This window comes from Agrobacterium tumefaciens (assembly GCF_013337285.1).
Lineage (GTDB): Bacteria > Pseudomonadota > Alphaproteobacteria > Rhizobiales > Rhizobiaceae > Agrobacterium > Agrobacterium burrii.
Genome location: NZ_SUPW01000011.1, coordinates 81,853 through 97,105, shown reverse-complemented (window position 1 = coordinate 97,105; position 15,253 = coordinate 81,853). Strand labels below are relative to the sequence as shown.

16 protein-coding genes are annotated in these 15,253 nt (G+C 60.2%); 10 read left to right on the top strand and 6 right to left on the bottom strand.

Annotation, left to right across the window (positions count from 1 at the left end; all coding sequences use genetic code 11):
• Window positions 1–36 precede the first annotated feature (36 nt).
• Window positions 37–1,236: an ROK family protein gene (locus tag FCH38_RS22000; protein WP_174375161.1), complete on the bottom strand. Its 1,200-nt coding sequence runs from the start codon at window positions 1,234–1,236 to the stop codon at window positions 37–39.
• A gap of 195 nt (window positions 1,237–1,431) precedes the next feature.
• Between FCH38_RS22000 and FCH38_RS21995 the strand changes: the two genes are divergently transcribed.
• From FCH38_RS21995 to FCH38_RS21970, 6 genes are all read left to right on the top strand, one after another.
• Window positions 1,432–2,733 (top strand): ABC transporter substrate-binding protein, encoded by a 1,302-nt coding sequence (locus tag FCH38_RS21995; protein WP_174375160.1) that lies wholly within the window; start codon window positions 1,432–1,434, stop codon window positions 2,731–2,733.
• Between the two features lie 69 nt (window positions 2,734–2,802).
• Window positions 2,803–3,741, top strand: a complete 939-nt coding sequence (locus FCH38_RS21990; protein ID WP_174375159.1) for a carbohydrate ABC transporter permease — start codon at window positions 2,803–2,805, stop codon at window positions 3,739–3,741.
• Window positions 3,734–4,582 carry a carbohydrate ABC transporter permease gene (locus FCH38_RS21985; protein ID WP_153516876.1) on the top strand — a complete coding sequence of 283 codons (849 nt, stop codon included), beginning with the start codon at window positions 3,734–3,736 and terminating at the stop codon, window positions 4,580–4,582. Before FCH38_RS21990 ends, FCH38_RS21985 begins: the two co-directional genes overlap by 8 nt.
• A 17-nt stretch (window positions 4,583–4,599) precedes the next feature.
• Window positions 4,600–5,673: an ABC transporter ATP-binding protein gene (locus FCH38_RS21980; RefSeq protein WP_174375158.1), complete on the top strand. Its 1,074-nt coding sequence runs from the start codon at window positions 4,600–4,602 to the stop codon at window positions 5,671–5,673.
• A 145-nt stretch (window positions 5,674–5,818) separates the two neighbouring features.
• A complete protein-coding gene (locus FCH38_RS21975) occupies window positions 5,819–6,871 on the top strand; it encodes a sugar phosphate isomerase/epimerase family protein (RefSeq protein WP_149901579.1) in 1,053 nt (350 codons plus the stop codon).
• A gap of 71 nt (window positions 6,872–6,942) precedes the next feature.
• Entirely contained in the window at window positions 6,943–8,130 is a 1,188-nt protein-coding gene (locus FCH38_RS21970; protein WP_153516873.1) for a Gfo/Idh/MocA family protein, read from the top strand.
• Window positions 8,131–8,187: 57 nt separating this feature from the next.
• On the opposite strand, the gene FCH38_RS21965 is transcribed toward FCH38_RS21970, so the two are convergent.
• From FCH38_RS21965 to FCH38_RS21955, 3 genes are all read right to left on the bottom strand, one after another.
• The gene (locus FCH38_RS21965; protein ID WP_149901577.1) at window positions 8,188–9,132 is read right to left on the bottom strand and encodes a rhodanese-related sulfurtransferase; all 945 of its coding nucleotides are present in this window, start codon (window positions 9,130–9,132) and stop codon (window positions 8,188–8,190) included.
• A gap of 101 nt (window positions 9,133–9,233) precedes the next feature.
• Window positions 9,234–10,142 (bottom strand): CHAD domain-containing protein, encoded by a 909-nt coding sequence (locus tag FCH38_RS21960; RefSeq protein WP_174375157.1) that lies wholly within the window; start codon window positions 10,140–10,142, stop codon window positions 9,234–9,236.
• On the bottom strand, window positions 10,126–10,614 hold the full coding sequence (locus tag FCH38_RS21955) for a CYTH domain-containing protein (protein WP_149901575.1): 489 nt from the start codon (window positions 10,612–10,614) through the stop codon (window positions 10,126–10,128). Before FCH38_RS21955 ends, FCH38_RS21960 begins: the two co-directional genes overlap by 17 nt.
• Before the next feature lie 172 nt (window positions 10,615–10,786).
• On the opposite strand from FCH38_RS21955, the gene FCH38_RS21950 reads away from it, so the two are divergent.
• The 4 genes from FCH38_RS21950 (at window position 10,787) to FCH38_RS21935 (ending at window position 13,393) form a co-directional block, all read left to right on the top strand.
• Window positions 10,787–11,425: a 2-dehydro-3-deoxy-phosphogluconate aldolase gene (locus FCH38_RS21950; RefSeq protein ID WP_149901574.1), complete on the top strand. Its 639-nt coding sequence runs from the start codon at window positions 10,787–10,789 to the stop codon at window positions 11,423–11,425.
• Window positions 11,426–11,534: 109 nt separating this feature from the next.
• Window positions 11,535–12,230 carry a tellurite resistance TerB family protein gene (locus tag FCH38_RS21945; RefSeq protein ID WP_174375156.1) on the top strand — a complete coding sequence of 232 codons (696 nt, stop codon included), beginning with the start codon at window positions 11,535–11,537 and terminating at the stop codon, window positions 12,228–12,230.
• 274 nt (window positions 12,231–12,504) lie between these two features.
• Window positions 12,505–13,191, top strand: a complete 687-nt coding sequence (locus FCH38_RS21940) for a GNAT family N-acetyltransferase (protein WP_174375155.1) — start codon at window positions 12,505–12,507, stop codon at window positions 13,189–13,191.
• Window positions 13,184–13,393 carry a hypothetical protein gene (locus FCH38_RS21935; RefSeq protein ID WP_153516869.1) on the top strand — a complete coding sequence of 70 codons (210 nt, stop codon included), beginning with the start codon at window positions 13,184–13,186 and terminating at the stop codon, window positions 13,391–13,393. Before FCH38_RS21940 ends, FCH38_RS21935 begins: the two co-directional genes overlap by 8 nt.
• 79 nt (window positions 13,394–13,472) lie before the next feature.
• Here the strand turns inward: FCH38_RS21935 and FCH38_RS21930 are convergent, their stop codons facing one another.
• Both FCH38_RS21930 and FCH38_RS21925 read right to left on the bottom strand, forming a co-directional pair.
• Window positions 13,473–14,534 (bottom strand): nickel/cobalt transporter, encoded by a 1,062-nt coding sequence (locus tag FCH38_RS21930; RefSeq protein WP_149901570.1) that lies wholly within the window; start codon window positions 14,532–14,534, stop codon window positions 13,473–13,475.
• The gene (locus FCH38_RS21925) at window positions 14,528–15,169 is read right to left on the bottom strand and encodes a DUF1007 family protein (RefSeq protein ID WP_174375154.1); all 642 of its coding nucleotides are present in this window, start codon (window positions 15,167–15,169) and stop codon (window positions 14,528–14,530) included. Before FCH38_RS21925 ends, FCH38_RS21930 begins: the two co-directional genes overlap by 7 nt.
• Window positions 15,170–15,253: the final 84 nt, after the last annotated feature.

The following is a 15,253-nucleotide window of genomic DNA, read 5'->3' as shown; positions in this document are numbered from 1 at the left end:
TCAGAAATGCTTAAAGTCCGCTCTAAGGCCTTTCGGCTAAAGTGCTGGCCCTGTGGTGTTCCATGGCGATTCGTAAAGCTCGTAAAGGGCGACGGCCGCCGCCCCCTGCGCCCATAATTCGTCGCTCGCAACATCGAAAACCAGCTCTGCGACGCCGGCCAAAGATGGCGGCACGGCGGCGTTGTAGCTGTCGCGGACGCTGGCGATGAAAGGCTCGCCCAGTTCAAGGCTGGAGCCGGTGATGATCACCCGTGGCGGCGCGAAAAGCGTGACGATATTGGCAAGCGTCAGGCCAAGGGCGGCGCCGGCGCGAAGGGCCGCTGCGATCAACTCGTTGTCCTCAGCCGCAATCAGCGCATGCGCATGCTGCATGCCTCGACCGAGCCGGATAGCCTCGGCAAAACGCCCGTCCACCGGGCGCGAGCCAAGAATGGCGTTTTCGCCCGCCTGGCTTGCCAGCCGCACGGTTCCCTCATTGGCAACGCCGATGACGAGATCGCCGAGATTGTGGCTGAGGCCACCGGCTCCACGAAACAGCTGGTTCTGATGCATCACGCCAAGACCGAGCGTCTGTTCCAACGAGATCAGCACCATGTCTTCCAGATCGCGGGCATGGCCGAACCAGTGGTGGGCAAGGGTAATGGCGTGGGCATCGCTCTCGATGATGGTCGGCGAATTCAGCCTCGCCGTCATTTCCTCGGCGAAATTGACGTTCACTTCGCGCAAAATCGGGCTGCTGCGAATCTTGCCGGTGCGGTGTTCGATGACGCCGGGCAGGCCAAGGCAGACCATGTCGACATCTTCCAGCGACAGCCCGGCATCGACCACGCAGCGCCGCACCCCATCCTCCACCAGATCGGCAATGACGCCGATGGGCTGGCGGTCGACGCGGATCGGAAGGGAGAGGGTGGACAGCACGTTGCCGCAAAAATCGGTGACGACGAAAACCATGCGGCTTGCGGCGATCTTCGCACCCACCACGCGGGCGGCGTCCGGGTTCAGCTCCAGCATCACCCGTGGCCTGCCACGTGCGCCCTCCGTGCGGATATCGCCGAGATGACGGGTAAGTATAAGCCCGTCATCGAGCAGCGAAGCGGTAATCGCCGACACGGTGGTGGTGGAAAGCTGCGTTCGTTCGCTGATTTCCACCCGAGATATGGGGCCGTGGCGGCGGATGCTGTCCAGCACGCTCAGCCTGTTGATCGCGCGCATCAGTTCTGGGTCTGCGGTCTTCATGGTGTCCTGCTGCGATCAATGCCGTTCGAGAGCCGATTTATGTCGGGTTGCGGATTAAATAACGGTGTAGGGGAGGGGTATGTCAAGCTGTTCGCGCAAAAAATCGGCAGCGTGCCTTGACATTGAGCGAGGGCTAATGTGAATTAATCCGCATTGGGGAATAAATGAGGAAATCCCCGAGGGAGGATCACCATCATGACGATTTGGCACGCAGGCGCAAGCCTGAGCGGCAGGCTGACAGGCTTTGCCACAACGACAAGCATTGCTCTCATGCTCGGCGCTGCGAGCGCCTCGGCCGCGACGGTCGTTAAATGGATGCATGTGGAACTGGACCCGAAAGCCGTGGCCGTCTGGGAGGAGATTGCCAAGGATTTCGAGACCAAACATCCCGGCGTGGATGTGCAGTTGCAATTCCTGGAAAATGAAGCCTTCAAGGCGAAATTGCCGACGCTTTTGCAGTCCAACGACGTTCCGGATTTTTTCTATAGCTGGGGTGGCGGCGTTCTCGAGGAACAGTCCAAAACCGGCGCGCTGAAGGATCTGACCGAGGTTTTTGACGCCGATGGCGGCAAGCTGCGGCAGGCCTATAATGCTTCCGCGATCGACGGCCTGTCCTTTGACGGCAAGGTCTGGGCCGTGCCTTACAAGGTCAGCCTCGTCAGCTTCTTTTACAACAAGGCGCTGTTTTCCAAGGCCGGCGTGAAGGCGGAAGACATCAAGAGCTGGGAAGATCTGGGCACGACGGTCAAGAAGATCAAGGAAGCCGGCATCGTGCCGATTGCCGGTGGCGGCGGTGAGAAATGGCCGATCCATTTCTACTGGAGCTATCTCGTCATGCGCAATGGCGGGCAGGCCGTGTTCGATGCCGCCCGCAAGGGCGAAGGCGAAGGTTTCATGGACCCCGCCATCATCAAGGCCGGTGAGCAGCTGGCGGAATTCGGCAAGCTCGAACCCTTCCAGCCCGGTTATCTCGGTTCCACCTGGCCGCAGGCGCTCGGCGTCTTCGGTGACGGCAAGGCGGCGATGATCCTAGGTTTCGACAATACCGAAGCCAACCAGCGCAAGAATGCCGGTGACGGCAAGGGGCTGGCCGCAGACAATATCGGCCGCTTCGCGTTCCCCGCCGTTGCAGGCGGTGCGGGCAAGGCCACCGATACGCTGGGCGGCCTGAACGGCTGGGCGGTCACCAAAAACGCCTCCAAGGAAGCAATCGATTTCGCGACTTTCCTGACCAGCAAGGAGAGCGAAGAGAAGATGGCCGCCGCCGGCATGATCCTGCCGGTTGCGACGGATGCCAATGGCGCGGTGAAAAACCCGCTTTTGGCGGATTCCGCCAAGCAGCTTGCCGGCTCCACCTGGCACCAGAACTTCTTTGACCAGACGCTGGGTGCTGCCGTCGGCCGCGTCGTCAACGACGTTTCCGTCGAGATCGTCTCTGGGCAGATGAGTGCGGAAGAGGGCGCCAAGCAAATTCAGGATGCCTTCGAGCTTCGTTGATTTCGGTTCCATAACGACGCCGCGCAGCACGCGGCGTCGTAGTATCTGCCTGAATGAAAGCGGATAGAGATGACGGATATTTCCATGACTTCTGCGTCCATACCGGCGCGCGGCGCGGCGAAGGCCAAGCGCAGGCAAAGCTCGGTCGCGCACGACCGGGCGCTGACCCTGCTGGTCTTTTTACCGCCCGCGCTGCTGCTCTTTACCCTGTTCGTCATCCTGCCCATGGGCGAGGCGGCATGGTACAGCCTTTACCGCTGGAACGGTTACGGCACGCCGACCGATTTCGTCGGCTTGAAGAATTTTCAGGTTCTGTTCGGCAATGCCGCCTTCTCGCAGGCGCTGCTCAATAACGGCCTCATCATCCTGATTTCCATTCTGATCCAGATTCCGCTGGCCATCTGGCTCGCCACGATGCTGGCGCACCGCATTCCCGGCGTCGTCGCCTTCCGGCTGGTGTTTTTCCTGCCCTATGTGCTGGCGGATGTGGCGGCCGGCCTGATCTGGCGTTTCGTTTATGACGGCGATTACGGCCTGTTTGCCGCCATTTCCAATTTCTTCGGCTTCGCCAATCCTTACGTGTTGGCCGACAAGGATGTGGCGATCTATGCGGTGCTCGGCGTCATCGTCTGGAAATATTTCGGGTTCCACATGATGCTGTTCATCGCCGGCCTTCAATCCGTGGACAAGAACGTGCTGGAAGCGGCCGAAATCGACGGTGCGACCGGCTGGCAGAAGTTCCGTTATGTCACCTTGCCGATGCTGGGTTCCACGGTGCGCCTGTCCGTCTTCTTTGCGGTGATCGGCTCATTGCAGCTGTTCGACATGATCATGCCGCTGACAGGCGGCGGCCCGTCCAACTCCACGCAAACCATGGTCACGTTCCTCTACACCTATGGCGTCATGCGCATGCAGGTGGGGCTTGGCAGCGCGGTCGGCGTCGTTCTCTTCGTCATCTGCGTGACGCTCGCCTTCGGTTACAAAAGGATTTTCATGCGCCATGACTGACACATCCACCTCCGTCCGCATGCCGCTGCAAACGAAGCTTTATCTCTATATATCGCTCAGCCTGATTGCGGCCATCGTGCTCATTCCGCTTCTAACCACCGCGCTTGGCGGCTTCAAGACGCTGGGAGACCTGCGCGTCAATCCGTTCGGTCTGCCGGCCGAATGGCAATGGGCCAATTACGGCGATATCCTTTTCGGCAAGCGTTATTGGCTGCAGATCTTCAACTCGCTGGTGATTGCGCTGTTGACGGTGTTCCTGACGCTGACCGTCTCGGCCATGGCCGCCTTCACCTTCGCGCATGTGAAGTTCTTCGGTTCGTCCTTCCTGCTCAATTATTTCCTGCTGGGGCTGATGTTCCCGGCGGCCACCGCCATCCTGCCGCTGTTCATCCGCATCCGCGATCTCGGCCTGCTCGATACCTATTGGGGTGTGGTGCTGCCGCAGGTGGCCTTCGGGCTTGGCATGAGCATTCTCCTGTTCCGCAATTATTTCCGTAATCTGCCGGAGGAACTGTTTCAGGCCGCTTTCGTGGATGGCTGCGGCTATCTGCGCTTCTTCTGGCACATTTCCCTGCCGCTTTCGCGGCCCATCGTCGCCACCGTCGGCATCGTTTCCTTCGTCGGCAGCTGGAACAGCTACATCCTGCCGCTGATCATGCTGAATTCGGAATCGAAATATCCCTGGCCGCTCGGCATCATGGTCTATCGCGGCGAGTTCGGCACGGAATGGCAGCTGGTCCTCGCCTTTATCACGATGACGATCCTGCCGACCGTCATCGTCTTCTTCCTCGCACAGAAACACATCATCGCGGGCCTGACGGCCGGTGCCGTCAAATCGTGACTTGAAAGGAGCAAAATATGGCTTCCGTCGAACTTCGGGATATCCGCAAATCCTATGCCTCGCTCGATGTCATTCACGGCATCTCGCTCGATGTAGCCGATGGCGAATTCATCGCGCTGGTCGGGCCTTCCGGCTGCGGCAAATCCACCCTGCTGCGCATGATCGCCGGGCTGGAGGAAATCACCGATGGGGACATCCTCATCGGCGACAAGGTGGTCAACACCATGACGCCGCGCGAGCGCAACATCGCCATGGTGTTCCAGTCCTATGCGCTTTATCCGCATATGACGGTGGCCGAAAACATGGGCTTCAACCTGAAGATTGCCGGCCAGCCGAAAAACGTCATTGAGGAGCGCGTGGCGGAAGCTGCCCGCATGCTCGATCTCGGCAAGTTGCTGGATCGCAAGCCCTCGCAGCTTTCCGGCGGCCAGCGCCAGCGCGTCGCCATGGGCCGAGCCGTGGTGCGCAACCCGGCCGTTTTTCTGTTCGATGAGCCGCTGTCCAATCTGGACGCCAAGTTGCGCGTGCAAATGCGCAGCGAAATCAAAACCCTGCATCAGAAAGTTGGCACGACCTCGATCTACGTCACCCATGACCAGATCGAGGCGATGACGCTGGCGGACCGGGTGGTGGTGCTCAATCACGGCCGCATCGAACAGCAGGGCACACCGCTGGAACTCTACAAGACACCGGCCAATCTCTTCGTCGCCGCCTTCATCGGTTCGCCGGCCATGAACCTCATCGAAGGTGTGGTCGATGGCGAGGGAGACCAGCCCGCCGCCCGGCTGAAGGACGGAACCGCGATCCGCATCGCCGCCTCCCGCAATGTCAAGCGCGGCCAGCCGGTGACGATCGGGCTTCGCCCCGAACATATCGGCTCGTCCATCGGCGGCGATATCTCGCTGTCCGGCCGCACCGTGTTGGTGGAGCCGACCGGTGCGCAGACGCATGTGGTCTTCGAACTGGCGGGCGAGCAGGTAACGGCGGTGGTGGATGGCGAGCAGCCGGTGAAGGTCAACACCCCCTTTGCCGCCACTGTCCACCATGAGCGCGTGCATGTGTTCGACAGGGCCAGCGGGCTGGCGCTTTAAACGTATTTCGCTTTTTTAGCGAAACAGCAAAATTCTCTCGCCCTTCCGCTTTTGGGGCTTGTCTGAAAATTACGAGCGGTTAGCTTGGCGCTGGGAGTGAAAGCGGTTTTACCGCTTAACTGTATCGATACAGGGAGGTTATTTTATGAGAACGATCAAGGGGCCGGCTCTTTTTCTCGGCCAGTTCGCTGGCGATGCTGCACCGTTCAACAGCTGGGACAGCATTACAAAATGGGCGGCTGAAAAAGGCTATATCGGCGTGCAGGTGCCGACATGGGCCGGACAGCTGATCGATCTCAAAAAAGCAGCGGAATCGAAGGATTATTGCGACGAGTTTGCCGGCGTCGCACGCCAGAACGGCGTGGAAGTGACCGAGCTTTCCACCCATTTGCAGGGCCAGCTGGTGGCCGTTCACCCGGCCTATGACGAAGCCTTCGATGGTTTTGCCGCACCGGAAGTGCGCGGCAATCCCAAGGCGCGCCAGCAATGGGCCGTCGAGCAGGTCAAGATGGCGCTGAAAGCGTCTAAAAACCTCGGCATCACGGCGCATGCGACCTTTTCGGGCGCGCTCGCCTGGCCATTCATTTACCCTTGGCCGCAGCGCCCGGCCGGTCTGGTGGAAACCGCCTTTGACGAGTTGGCGAAACGCTGGACGCCGATCCTCGATTATGCCGATGAGCAGGGCGTGGATGTCTGCTACGAAATCCATCCGGGCGAAGACCTGCATGACGGCGTGACCTTCGAGATGTTTCTGGAGCGGGTGAAGAACCACCCACGCGCCAACATGCTCTACGATCCCTCGCATTACGTGCTGCAATGCCTCGATTATCTTGACAATATCGACATCTACAAAGACCGCATCAAGATGTTCCACGTCAAGGATGCGGAGTTCAACCCGACCGGTCGGCAGGGTGTCTATGGCGGTTATCAGGGCTGGGTGGAGCGGGCCGGCCGCTTCCGCTCGCTGGGTGACGGGCAGGTGGATTTCGGCGCGGTCTTCTCGAAAATGGCGGCCAATGATTTCGACGGCTGGGCCGTGGTCGAGTGGGAGTGCGCGCTGAAACATCCCGAAGACGGTGCGCGCGAAGGGGCCGAATTCGTCAAGGCGCATATCATCCGCGTCACGGAAAAAGCCTTTGACGATTTCGCCTCGAGCGGCACCGACGATGCTGCCAATCGCCGTATGCTTGGGCTTTGAAAGCCTTTCCAGAAAAAATGTGAAGCGGTTTTCCGTGCGGAAATGCGCTTAGAAAATGCCGAGGAGACATTATGGCTATTGAAGGCAAGACCACAGACAAGGCAAACCAGCGCATCCGCCTCGGCATGGTCGGCGGCGGTTCGGGTGCATTTATCGGCGGCGTGCACCGTATGGCCGCGCGGCTGGACAACCGCTTCGATCTGGTTGCAGGCGCGCTGTCGTCCACACCGGAAAAATCCCTCGCTTCCGGCCGCGAGTTGGGGCTTGATCCCGAACGTTGCTACGGTTCCTTCGAGGAAATGGCGGAGAAGGAAGCGCTGCGCGAAGATGGCATCGAGGCGGTGTCGATCGTCACGCCCAACCATGTGCACTATCCGGCGGCGAAGGCGTTTCTGGAGCGCGGCATCCATGTCATCTGCGACAAGCCGCTAACCTCCAATCTGGAGGACGCCAAAAAGCTGAAGGATGTGGCCGACAAGGCGGATGCCCTCTTCATCCTCACCCATAACTATACCGGTTATCCGATGGTGCGGCATGCGCGGGAACTGGTAGAGGCCGGTGCACTCGGCACGATCCGTCTGGTGCAGATGGAATATCCGCAGGACTGGCTGGCCGAACCGCTGGAACAGACCGGCGCGAAACAGGCTGTCTGGCGCACCGACCCGGCGCAATCCGGCGTCGGAGGCTCCACCGGCGATATCGGCACCCATGCCTATAATCTCGGCTGCTTCATTTCCGGTCTGGACGCCGATGAACTGGCGGCGGATGTGCACACTTTCGTCGAAGGCCGCCGGCTGGATGACAATGCGCATGTAATGCTGCGCTTCAAGCCGAAGGACGGCAAGCAGTCCGCCAAGGGCCTGCTCTGGTGCAGCCAGGTGGCTGTCGGCCATGAAAACGGGCTGAAGGTTCGTGTTTATGGCGACAAGGCCGGCCTCGAATGGACGCAGGCGGATCCGAATTATCTCTGGTTCACCAAGCTTGGCGAACCGAAGCAGCTGGTCACCCGTGGTGGTGCCGGGGCGGGGGCGGCCGCCGCGCGTGTCACCCGCATTCCGTCAGGCCATCCGGAAGGCTATCTCGAGGCCTTTGCCACCATCTATACCGAGGCTGCACACGCCATCGAAGCCCGCCGCACGGGTTCGGCGCTGGACACGGCGGTGATTTATCCGACCATCGATGATGGGGTAAAGGGTGTTGCCTTTGTTACTGCCTGCATCGAATCCGGCAAAAACAATGGCGGATGGGTGAAGCTGTAAGACTCGATACGACGTTACCGCGCCATCTTCTCCCCCCCGGGGCAGAAGATGGCGGTTTTATCGTCCCAAATGCTGCTCGCCGCGCTTTTTCGCCAGCTCGATCTGTTGCTGGCGGTCGCGGAAACGCTGGCGGTCTTCTTCGGTGCGGTCGTCGTAACAGCTCGGGCAGGAAACGCCTTCCTCGAATTTGGGTGACAGGCGTACTTCCGGCGTTATCGGGTTGCGGCAGGCGTGGCAGAGCTGGTGGTCGCCTTCAGCAAGGCCGTGCACCACCGAAACGCGCTCGTCGAAGACGAAACAGGCGCCTTCCCAGAGGCTCTCTTCTTCCGGCACCTCTTCCAGATATTTCAGGATGCCGCCCTTGAGGTGATAGACCTCATCGAAACCCTGTTCCTTCATGAAGGCGGTGGCCTTCTCGCAGCGAATGCCGCCGGTGCAATACATGGCGATCTTCGGTTTGTTGTGCAGGCCGGGATTGTTTTTCACCCAGTCGGGAAACTCGCGGAAGGTCTTGGTCTGCGGATCGACAGCGCCCTTGAAGAGGCCGATGGCGGTCTCGTAATCATTGCGCGTATCGATGAGGATGGTGTCCGGGTCGGTGATCAACGCATTCCAGTCCTGCGCCTCGACATAGGTGCCGACGATGCGGTTCGGATCGATATCCGGCACGCCCATGGTGACGATCTCTTTCTTGAGCTTCACCTTCAGCCGCACGAAAGGCATGTGCGAAGCGCGGCTTTCCTTGTGCTCAAGCGCGGCAAATTCCGGCTGGGCGCGCAGGAAGGCAAGCACCGCATGAATACCCGTATCCGGCCCGGCAATCGTGCCGTTGATGCCTTCGGCAGCCAGCAGCAATGTGCCCTTGACGCCGTTTTTCTGGCAGAGCTCGAACAGCTGTTCGCGCAGGCTCTCGAACCGCGGCAGGCGGGCAAAATGATAAAGTGCGGCCACAAGGAAATCACCAGAGACTTCCGGGCGGGGGAGAATGGTCGTGTCGGTCATGGGCGCTGAAATACAGCGACGGCGGCCGCAAAGCAATATTTATCCGCTGCGGCCAGCATTTTGAAAATCGTCAAATCCCGAGATTCTACCGGGTTTCCAGCCTATTTAGCCGCCTGCCGCCACAAAAGGCCGACGATGCGGCTTTCGGTGCGAGCGGATTCGGAAAAGACTTCGTCCGCCAGTTCAAGGCCTTCCGCGCGCAATGCCTGCTGTCTTACGATGATCGCATCGAGAAGAAGCGCCAGTCGCTCGCCATTGCCGAAACGGTCCGGCTCCCGGTCGGCAACGGCGGTGAGGACTGAAAGGTCATGCTCGTGGCCGAGAATATCGACCAGCCGTTTGGTGTCGGCACGCTTGGCGCGCATGGCGGAGGGCCAGAGGCGGCGCATGAGGCCAAGATGCATCCAGTGGGTCTGCCCCGCTTTGCGCAATTCGTGGAAATGCTCAACATCTGCCTGGTCGCGACAATCTGAGAGCGCCTTGCGCGCCTTTACCCTTTGCTTAGCCCAGCTGCTTCTCACCAGCCTCGCCGTCTTTTTCAGATCATCCGACAGAGAGAGAGCCGCAAGCCTTTCGTGTCCCGCCTCGCAGCCGGCGATAGCCGCCGCAATGGCGCCGTCAAGATCGACCTCATGGTTGATGGCGTCGTCGCGACGCTCGCGCAGCATTGCCGTAATCGATCGCAACGCCTGACCTTGCGCATCGGAGAGCGCAAAAGCCTCGAGATATTCTGCCGTTTCCACCAGCGCCGTCGCATCCCGCGCAAAGGCGAGTGAGCGGGCAATATCGCGGAAACGGGCATTTTCCTCGCGGCTGAAATCGGGCGCCGCCTTGCGGATGAGGCGGTAGAGCGCCCGCAGCCGCTTGAAGCGCTTGCGGGCATCGTGCACCGCCTCATGCGAACCGGAGGGCTGGTCGCGAAGGATCGTAATCGCGTCCTTAATCAGTTCCAGCCCGGCGCGGCGGATTTCGTCGCCAAAGGGCTTTTTCGGATCAATCCTGAAGGGCATCCTGCAAGTCTCCACTCGAACAGTCCATGGCGAGCGACTGGTTGGAAAAGCGGCGGTCACCCGTCACCTCTTTCCCAAGCCAAGACGGCAGGTCGGGTTTGGCATTCTCGTCGTTCATTTCCACTTCGGCGACGACCAGCCCCTGATACCGGCCTTCGAAAACATCGATTTCCCAGGTGAAACCGCCATGGTCAACCGTGTGACGTGTCTTTTCTATCACCACCCCCGGCGCACTCGCCATCAACTCTTCCGCGTCTCTGAGGGGGATGGGGTATTCATATTCGTCGCGGACAAGCGCGCTTGCGCCGATCTTGATGGTCAGTGTCGCATCACGCCCATTGACGATCCTGACCCGGACCGAGCGATTTTCCAGCGAAGCGACATATGCCTGCCGAAAAGCCATGCTATGCGTCACCTCATCGCGCCATTCACCGCCTGCAACAAGAAACTTCCGTTCAATTTCCTTGGCCATGCTGTCTCCGCAAACTGGTGCGTCAGATTATCGCAAGATGACGTCGCGAAGAAGCGAATTGATTGAAGTATCTGGATAAAAAATGGCCTTGCCACGCCTCGACATCATAGCCGGGGCAGGCTAATCGGTAAACGGGATTTCAATCGTTTCAATCGCGCAAGGGAGGCTCATCTTGGCCCAGGACTCCGAAAAACTTCTTTCCATCCTCAAACTTCAGCCGGTCGTGCCGGTGCTGATCGTGGATGATGCCGCTTCCGCCGTGCCGCTTGCGCGCGCTTTGGTCGCTGGCGGCCTGAAGGCAATCGAGATCACCATGCGCACGCCGGCGGCACTCGATGCCATCCGCGCGGTTGCCGCGGAAGTGGAAGGCGCCCATGTCGGTGCCGGCACCATTCTCAACGCCCGGGATTTTGAAGCCGCAGCCGAAGCGGGCTCCACCTTCATCGTCAGTCCCGGCATTAATAAAAGTGTGCTGCAGGCAGCGCACGGTTCCAACGTGCCGTTGCTTCCGGGTGCCGCCACCGCCAGCGAAGTCATGGCGCTGCGTGACGAGGGCTACAAGGTCCTGAAGTTCTTCCCCGCCGAACAGGCTGGCGGCGCGCCTTACCTCAAGGCGCTGTCCTCGCCGCTCGCCGGCACGGTGTTCTGCCCGACGGGCAGCGTTTCGCTGAAGAATGCCAATGACTATCTGTCGCTGCCGAACGTCGTCTGCGTCGGCGGCTCCTGGGTCGCCCCGCGCGAACTGGTGGCGACCGGCGACTGGGCGGGCATCACCAAGCTTGCCGCTGAAGCGGCCGCTCTGCGCGGCTGATTGACATTGCTTCAAACCCGTTCACGAAGGCGTGAGCGGGTTTGACATTTATATTCGCGCCGCGGCTTCCTATCTCCCCTGTAGATTTTGACCTTTACAGGAGATTTTGATGTTCGACGCCAAGAAGCTTCTTGAACAATTCCTCGGCTCGCAGGTGCCGGGCCTTTCGGGAAGCGTCCGTGACAGAGCCGGGCAGGCCGCCGATATCGCCAAGAACAACCCTATGAAGGCCGGCGCGCTCGCCGCTGCCATTCTGGGCACCAAGACCGGCCGCAAGCTCGCCGGCAATGTCGCCACCATCGGCGGTGTCGCCGCCATCGCCGGCCTCGGTTATCTCGCCTACAAGAATTACAAGTCGGGGCAGGCCCCGGAAGCCGCGCCGAAACCCGAGCCGGAGCTTCTGGCCCCGCCCGCCGATTCCGCCTTCCATCCGCAATCGCCCTCCCTTTCCAATGATTTTGCCCTGAAGCTCATCCAGGCGATGATCGCTGCCGCCAAGGCCGACGGTCATATCGATGAGAAGGAGCGCGCCAATATCATGGACAAGGTGCAGGTTTCCGGTCTCGATACCGAGGCGGAGCGGTTCCTGGAAAAGGAATTGGCCGATCCGCTGGATATCGACGCACTGGTGGCCGCCGCTCGCACGGAAGAGCAGAAGGTCGAGCTTTATACCGCTTCGCGGCTTGCCATCGAGGCCGATACGCGTGCGGAGCGGGGGTATCTCGATCTTTTGGCCGGGCGGTTGGGGTTGCCGGATGCGCTGGTGGACCATATCGAGGCGACGGTGGTGGCGGCGAAGGTTTGACGTCCGGCTTTTGACGTCTGTGGGTGGCGCTCACCCCCCTCTGTCCTGCCGGACATCTCCCCCACAAGGAGGGAGATCGACCCGAGGCGAGATTTCGCCCATCTCAACGTTTGAGATTGAAGTGGCGGTAGAGCGTCTTGCCGATCTCCCTCCTTGTGGGGGAGATGCCCGGCAGGGCAGAGGGGGGTGAGCCACACCCACCCAATGCCGCAGATGCACTGTTGTCATCCCATCCCGCTTGCCCTAATCCTTGTCCCAGACAATGGGGAAGAGAATGCGCGATCTGAGTGATTTCAAGGGATGTCCGGCGCCACAGCCGGTGGTGTTGAAGGGCCGTTACGTGACGGCGGAGCCGTTTGATCGTGGCAGGCATCTCGCGAAGCTCTGGGCCGCACTTGGCGGTGAGGGCGTTAATGCTCTTCTCAAATATTTCCCGCAAAACGCCTTTCCCGATGCTGATGCCTTTGGCGACTGGCTGATTGGTGCGGGACAAAAGCTCAACTGGGTTACGCTGGTCTTCGTGGAAAATGCCAGTGGTGATGTCGTGGGCATGGCGAGCTACATGCGGCCCGATCCTGCCAATGGCGTGGTCGAGGTCGGTTCCGTCGCGCATGGCGGCAAGATGAAGCGCTCGCCCTTGTCCACTGAGGCGCATTACCTGATGGCGAAACATGTTTTCGAGGATCTGGGTTACCGCCGCTACGAGTGGAAATGCCACAATGAAAACGAGCCGTCGAAAATCACCGCGAAACGTTACGGTTTCACCTTCGAAGGCGTCTTCCGCCAACATATGATTTCCAAGGGCGAGAACCGCGACACCGCCTGGTTTTCGATGATCGACGGTGAATGGCCGCTGATCGGCAGGGCTTTCGAAATCTGGCTTTCGCCGGAGAATTTTGCAGATGACGGGGCGCAGAAGCGCAAGCTCGAGGATATCCGTGCGGAGCTTGCCAATGGTTGAGAAAAAGGATTGGTCGCCGGCCATTGCCGCCGCCCTCATCATCATCGGCTTCGGGCTGGTGTTTTTCATCATGCCGAAAATCATGCTGTGGCTGGGTGATTATTCGCCCTGGCTTGCCGCTGCCTTCGGTACCGTGGCGGTGCTTTGTTTCTTCCTGGTGTTCTGGCTGCGCGCACGTTACCAGCGTCGCCGCGACGGTTAGAGTACCACCACGTGCTCCAGGTCTTTTGTTCTAATGCATTTCCGGACGTAAGCCGCTCCACGTTTTTACCGGAAATGCTCTAGAATCGAAGCGACGCGCCGAGCAATAACAGCCCCATAATCAAAACGAACAGTGCGCCGGCGATCTCGATCGCGTGGCTGATGCCCGCTGCCTTGCGGCTGCCGGGGCCGGCAAAACGCACGGCAAGGCCCTTGGCCGATACCGCCATGATGGCGAGAGCCGACACGGTGATGGCGGTGCCGAGCGACATGGCGAGGACCGATAGCACCCCGCCGAGGAAAAGCCCGTTCAGAAGCGCGAAACTCATGACGATGATCGCGCCCGAGCAGGGCCGCAGCCCCACCGCGATGATGGCCGACCATGCCTCGTGCAGGCTGAAGTTCTTGCTTTTCAAAAGCATGGGATCAGGTGCATGGGATTTGCCGCAGGCCGAGCAGAGGTCGCCCGTGCCATCATGATCGTGATCGGCAAAAACCGGCTTGCCTTGGAACCGTAGTCCGGTGCCCATGCCGGTGGCTCTGCCGGTCGATGTTTCGCCCGCAGTGGCGAAGACGGCGACGGGCTCGCGCCGGATGCGCAGCGACCAGAGTTTGCGCACCAGAAGCCAGGCCCCGAACAGCGCCACCATGGCGAAACTGGCGATCTCCATCGCCTGTGTCGCCTTGGTCATGGTGATCGACGTGCCGCGCAAAACGAGCCATGCCGCGCCGACGAGTCCGATGGCCACTGCGCCCTGAAGAAGCGCCGACACGAAGGAAATCAGAATGCCGCGTCTCAGCTGCGTTTCATTGGCGATCATATAGGACGAGATGACGGCCTTGCCATGGCCGGGGCCAGCGGCGTGAAAAACGCCATAGGCAAAGGATAGGCCGATCAGCGAGCCAAGCGCCCAGCCATCCTCGCGCATGGCTTTCAACGCGCCGGTCAGCGCCCGGTAGAACATCTGCTGGTGCACATTGATCCATTGCATCAGCGGCGCAAACGGTCCGCCGAGCGCAAAGGACGGTTCGGCCGAACCGATGCCGAGCGGCGATTGCGCATGGGCAGCACCCGCAACGGCAAGCAAGCCGATGGCGACGATGCTCAGATGTCCGGCCAGACGCCCGCTGCGGCTTAGCATGTCACCTCCAGCCGGGTGGCGAACATTTTGGTCATATCGGTGCCGGTCGGGTCGTTGAAAAAGGCGTCGGTCAAGGTGCTCTGGTTTTGGGCGAGCACTTCGTCCGGGTCCGGGCGGACGACATGGTGCTTGCAGGCGGCGAGATCCTTGCCCTGCATCGCTAGATCGCCGTCTTTCGCGAAATCGATGGCCGTATACATGGTCGGATCCCAGGCGCCAAAGCTCAGCTTACCCTTGATGGCCAGAGGCTTGGTCGGCTTGACCGAAAAGAACATCAGGATCTGATTGTCCTTGTAGTCGACGTGAATGGCCTCCGGCTTTCCAAATGCAACCGGTTTGCTGTCGGCGGTGATGAAGGTGTAGTAGGAATATTCGGCAAGCGATTCCAGCACGGTATTGCCGATGTCGGCCAACTCGTCCTTGTCCAGCTTCAGATCGCTGTTCTTGTCGTAATCCATCACCACGCTTGCCGAGAACATCTCGTCGAAACGCCAGATGTTGCGCACCTCCTGCACGGTGCCGTTCGGCCCCTCGACAATTTCCATGCGCGCCTCGGCGAAGATGTGCGGATGGGCCGAGGCCGCGGCGGGAATACAGGCAAGGCCGGCCGCTAGAAGCAAAAATCGTCTGTTCATTATCCGGTCTGTCCTGCCTTCGAATCTTGAAGGCCCGAGTCTAGCAGAAATTGGGACCGAATTTCGACCCGGCGCCGACCGGCG